At 68.0% G+C, this 4,743-nt stretch carries 4 protein-coding genes, 1 tRNA gene and 2 pseudogenes; 2 read left to right on the forward strand and 5 right to left on the reverse strand.

Going from position 1 to position 4,743, the window contains the following annotated elements:
- From ACOJSF_RS05260 to ACOJSF_RS05275, 4 genes and pseudogenes are all read right to left on the reverse strand, one after another.
- A pseudogene (locus ACOJSF_RS05260) lies at nt 1-133 on the reverse strand (DNA polymerase III subunit delta'); the annotation flags it as partial.
- Nucleotides 130-759 carry a dTMP kinase gene (tmk, locus tag ACOJSF_RS05265; protein WP_420141178.1) on the reverse strand — a complete coding sequence of 210 codons (630 nt, stop codon included), beginning with the start codon at nt 757-759 and terminating at the stop codon, nt 130-132. The gene tmk and the pseudogene ACOJSF_RS05260, both read right to left, overlap by 4 nt.
- A gap of 7 nt (nt 760-766) precedes the next feature.
- Nucleotides 767-1,945, reverse strand: coding sequence for a D-alanyl-D-alanine carboxypeptidase family protein (locus ACOJSF_RS05270; protein ID WP_420141181.1), 1,179 nt, complete (start codon nt 1,943-1,945; stop codon nt 767-769).
- A gap of 76 nt (nt 1,946-2,021) precedes the next feature.
- Nucleotides 2,022-3,110 carry a lytic murein transglycosylase gene (locus ACOJSF_RS05275; protein ID WP_420141179.1) on the reverse strand — a complete coding sequence of 363 codons (1,089 nt, stop codon included), beginning with the start codon at nt 3,108-3,110 and terminating at the stop codon, nt 2,022-2,024.
- Between the two features lie 100 nt (nt 3,111-3,210).
- On the opposite strand from ACOJSF_RS05275, the gene ACOJSF_RS05280 reads away from it, so the two are divergent.
- Both ACOJSF_RS05280 and ACOJSF_RS05285 read left to right on the forward strand, forming a co-directional pair.
- A tRNA-Ser gene (locus ACOJSF_RS05280) sits at nt 3,211-3,300 on the forward strand.
- Between the two features lie 416 nt (nt 3,301-3,716).
- Nucleotides 3,717-4,511, forward strand: a complete 795-nt coding sequence (locus ACOJSF_RS05285; protein WP_420141180.1) for a hypothetical protein — start codon at nt 3,717-3,719, stop codon at nt 4,509-4,511.
- On the opposite strand, the pseudogene ACOJSF_RS05290 reads toward ACOJSF_RS05285, so the two are convergent.
- A pseudogene (locus ACOJSF_RS05290) lies at nt 4,471-4,743 on the reverse strand (hypothetical protein); the annotation flags it as partial. The gene ACOJSF_RS05285 and the pseudogene ACOJSF_RS05290 sit on opposite strands and share 41 nt — an antisense overlap.

The following is a 4,743-nucleotide window of genomic DNA, read 5'->3' on the forward strand; positions in this document are numbered from 1 at the left end:
GGCGGGCCGCGGCACGCGCGAACGTTCCCTTTCCCACGCCCTGCGGCCCCGCGAGCAGCCAGGCGTGGTGCAACCGTCCGGAACGGGCGGCCGCTACGAACGCGGCGACCTGCGCCTGATGGCCGAGGATCATGCCAGGTCGTCGAGCGCGGTGAGCAGACGCGCGGTAACCTCATCGGCCTCGCCCTCCGCATCGACGATGCGCCAGCGGTCGGGCTCCGCCTCAGCGAGCGCGCGGAAGCCCGCCGTCACGCGCGCGTGATAGGCTGGGTCGCGCGCGCCGAAGCGGTCGGGACGACCGGCGTCGCGCGCCGTCTCGCGTGCGACGGCGATCGCGTCCGGCAAGGTCAGGAGCAGCGTACGATCGGGAAGCAGTCCCTCGCTGCCGATCGCATGAAGCGCGCGGATCGCCTCCGCTCCCAGGCCGTCCGCCCCACCCTGATAGGCGATCGAACTGTCGAGGAAGCGGTCGCACACCACCCACGCGCCGCGATCGAGCGCCGGGCGGATCGTCCGTTCGACATGGTCGGCGCGCGCGGCCGCGAACAGCAAGGCCTCGGCCCGCGCACCCCAGCGATCGGCCTCGCCCGCCAACAATAGCGCGCGGATCGCCTCGGCGCCGGGGCTGCCGCCGGGTTCGCGAGTCTCGATCACCTCGTGCCCGCGCGCGCGCAGCGCCGCCGCCAGAGCGCGCGCCTGGGTCGACTTGCCGACCCCCTCGCCGCCTTCGAGGCTGATGAAGCGGCCGCGCCCGCTCACTTTGCCGTCACGCCAGCCCGAACAGGCGGCGGAAGCCGTTGGCGATACGATCGAAGAAGCCCGCCTCGTCCACGTCGGCGGCGGCGGTCAGCGGCATCACCTGCGGCGGGCCGTCGGGGGTGCGGACGATCAGGTCGGCGATGTGCGCGCCGGCCTTGATCGGCGCCTTGATCGGCCCGTCGAACGCGACCGAGACCTTCATGTCGGACGCAAGCCCAGCGGGCAGCGTCACGGCGAGGTTACGCGGCGCGACGAGCGCCACTTCGCGCGCATTGCCGAGTTGCACCGGCGCGGTCGCGACCCGCGCACCCTTGGCGAAGAGCGGCTTGGACTGCCACGCGCGGAAGCCCCAGTTCATGAACGCGACCGACTGCTCGATCCGCTGGTTGAACCCGGTCAGCCCCGACAGCACCATCACCAGCCGGCGCCCATTCTGTTCGGCCGATCCGGTGAAGCCGTAGCCCGATTCCTCGGTATGGCCGGTCTTGAGCCCGTCGGCGCCCGCGACGCGGCCGAGCAAAGGATCGCGATTGGCCTGCGTGATCGCCTGCCCCGACCCCAAAGTCTTGCCCCAGGTGAAGTTGGGGCGGCTGTAAAAATCCTTGTAGAGCCGGGGAAAGTTCTGGATCGTGGCGGTCGCCAGCGTCGCGAGGTCGCGCGCGGTGACATAGGTTACGCCGCCGTCGGGCCACCCGTTCGACGTCCCGAAATTGCTGTTGGCGAGCCCAATTTCCTTCGCGCGCCGGTTCATCAGCGCGACGAAAGCGGGCTCGGTCCCCGAAATATGCTCGGCCAGCACGACGCAGGCATCATTGCCCGACAGCGTAACGATGCCGAGCAGGAGGTTCGCTATCGACACCTGCTCGCCGGGCGACAGGAACATGGTCGATCCCGCCTTGGGGCCATGCCACTGGCGCCACGTTTCCGGCCGGACAGTCGCCATGTCGCTGAGCTTCAGTTCACCCTTCTTGACCAGGTCGAACGCGACATAGACCGTCATCATCTTCGCCATCGAAGCCGGCGGGATCCGCTGGTCGGCATTCTTGGCGTAGAGCGTCGCGCCCGAGGACAGGTCCTTCATGAAGGCGACGGGGGCGGGCGTGTCGAACGGCGGCGCGGCCGCCTCGCCCGGAAGCGCCACGAAGGCGGTGGTGGCAAGCGCGAGCGTGGTGAAACGGAAACGCATCATGACGGGCGGATCATCCCCTGAACCTGTGTGTGACACGACGTCTAGACCCGCCTTGGGACGGGCGCCAGCACGTCTAGCGGGCAATCTCGTCGGACAGCACGCCGACCGACAGCGCATAGAAATTGGAGCAGTTGTAATCGAGGATCGAGCGGTAGTTGGTCGTGATGAGGTAGGCGGTGTTGCCTGCCCCATCCGGCTCGATCAGGCTGGCGAGTTCGGTGTCGGGCGGCACCGCCGCGCCCGCGAACAGCACGCCCTTCGCCTTCCACTCGGCGATCGTCAGCCAGCGGCTGTGGCGCTGATGGACGCGCGGGCAGCGCGGGCTGGTCAGCTTGGGCGCGATCGCGGTGCGGTCGAACCCGCTCGGCACCAGTACCGCGACCGCCCATGGCGTGCGCGGCTTCCAGCCTGCATCCTTCAGATAGGCGGCGATCGAGGCGAGCGCATCCGGCTCGCTCCGCCAGATGTCGGCCTTGCCGTCGCCATCGCCGTCGGCGGCGATACGCAGATAGGTCGAGGGCAGGAATTGCGGATAACCGGTAGCGCCCGCCCAGCTTCCCTTAAGCGTCTCGCGGCTGACGCCCTGGTCGATCAGCTTGAGCGCGGCGATCAACTCGGCCGAGAACAGTTCGCGCCGCCGTCCTTCGAAGGCCAGCGAGGCGAGCGAGCGGATCAGATCGAAATTGCCGGTGAAGCTGCCATAGCCCGTCTCCAGCCCGAAGATGGCGAGCGTGACCTTGCCCGGCACGCCGGTCCGCGCCTCGTTGCCCGCGAGGGGAGCAGCCAGGCGCTGATACCGTGTCCGCCCCTTGTCGATATGGACCTGCGTGACGTGGCTGCGACGATAGGGCGCAAAGTCCATCACCCCCGGCGGGCCGCCGGGCGTGCCGCCCGGTTGCCCGCGATCCAGGCTGATGACGCGCGGATTGAAGGTGAGGCCGGCCGTCTCGCGATCGAACGTGGCCGGCCTGACCCCTGCCGCGATCGCGCGGGGACGCAGTCCGCCGAGAAAGGCGGCGAAGGCCGCATCCTCGGCACTTGGAGCCGGAGCCGCCACCGTCACGGGCGCGGCCTGCGCACCGGGCGGCTCCGCCTGCTGCGCCATTACCGGCATGGCGGACAGGATCATGGCGAAGACTGCGACGAGCGGACGATCGGGCATGTCCTGCCCTTGCCACGCCCGCGCGCGAACACAAACCCGCTTCGGCCGCGTTCATCGCACGCTTGGCGGACCATGCGGCCTTCGATAAGGCGCATTCGCCGGACAGGTGGCCGAGTGGTTTAAGGCAGCGGTCTTGAAAACCGCCGTGGGTTCACGCCCACCGTGGGTTCGAATCCCACCCTGTCCGCCACTTGCCGCCCGGATGCGGCGACGACCAATCGCCTCGGAGCCTGCTTGGCCGAAATCCTCTTTCGTTCGGAACGATTGGAAGTCCGACGTGTCGCGGCAGGTGACGGGCGGATGCAGGCGGTCACGTTCGACAGCTATCACGAACGACCCGATCTCGATCGTCCCGGCTTCGGCGAAGACTATTTCGCTGCACGCGGCGTTACCGCGATTCATGTCCTATGCGCCGGCAATGACTGGTTCCAATATGATGATTTTCCAGCTTTACTGTCGCGCATTGGCGAAACCGTAGCCGGAGCGGAACATGTGCTTGCTTATGGATCGAGCATGGGCGGATATGCCGCCCTGCGCTTCGCATCCGCCGTGGGCGCGCACGCCGCGCTCGCGCTCTCGCCCCAATATTCGCTCGATCGCGCCAAGGTGCCGTTCGAAACGCGCTGGGCGCAGGACCAGCGCCGTATTCGCTTTCTCCCCGCGCTCGACGGCGCGATCCGCGCCGTTCCGCTGATGGTCGTCGCTTATGACCCTAAGCTCGCGCAGGATCGACGTCATGCCGAGTTGATCAAGGCGGAGGCAGCCGTCAGGGTTCTCCCTCTGCCGTTTGCAGGTCATCCTGTCGGAACTTTCCTTAATGATGCGGGCCTGCTGGACCCGCTGGTCCAGGCCGTCCTGCACGGTGATTTCGATCCAATGCGCTTTGCTGCGGCGGCGCGTGATGCGCGTCGTACTTCGCCCCAATGGCTTTCGCAGTTGGCGTCCGCGCAACCGGCGTGGCGGCCCGCCACATCGGTCGCGCTCGCGGAGCGCGCCGCCCGGCTCGCGCCCGAGCGGCCGCCCATCCTCAACGCGCTTGCGCTGCGCCTCGCCGCCGCCGGCCGCTTCGGAGAGGCGGTGGCAACGCACCACCGCGTTCTATCGATCGAGCCGGTGGTCGATTATGCTTGGAGCCTGTGCAAGACGCTTCATGCCTCGGGAGACCTGCCCGGCGCGCTCGGCGTGGCACGGAGGCTGCAGAACGATGCGCCGCGTGCCGCGGGATACCATGCCTGGGCGGCCAAGCTACAGAGCCTGATGGGAGATAAGGAAGGCGAGTTGCGCGATCTGCGGCGCGCCCTTGCGCTCGATCCGAGCAATACCGTCTATCGTCTAGTCGTGCTTAAACTCATTTGGCAGCTCAGGGTGCGTCGCTTGCTGCGGATCGGTCGGCGCCGTTGAACCTGCGCGCAATCGGCGTGGTCAGGAGCAAAGCGAAGGCGGAGGCGGCCATGTCGGCGAGCCAGTCGGCCCATTCCGCATCACGATGGAGCGCGGGCACCATCTGGCTGAGTTCGATGAAACCACCGAACAGCGCGATCGGCACGAAGAGGCGGATGACCGACGCGCGCGGATAGGCCAGGCGCCCCAGCACGGTGACGGTGAAGAACGCCACCATATGGTCCAGCTTGTC

Origin of the sequence: Sphingomonas sp., assembly GCF_048594985.1 — a bacterium.
GTDB lineage: Bacteria > Pseudomonadota > Alphaproteobacteria > Sphingomonadales > Sphingomonadaceae > Sphingomonas_I.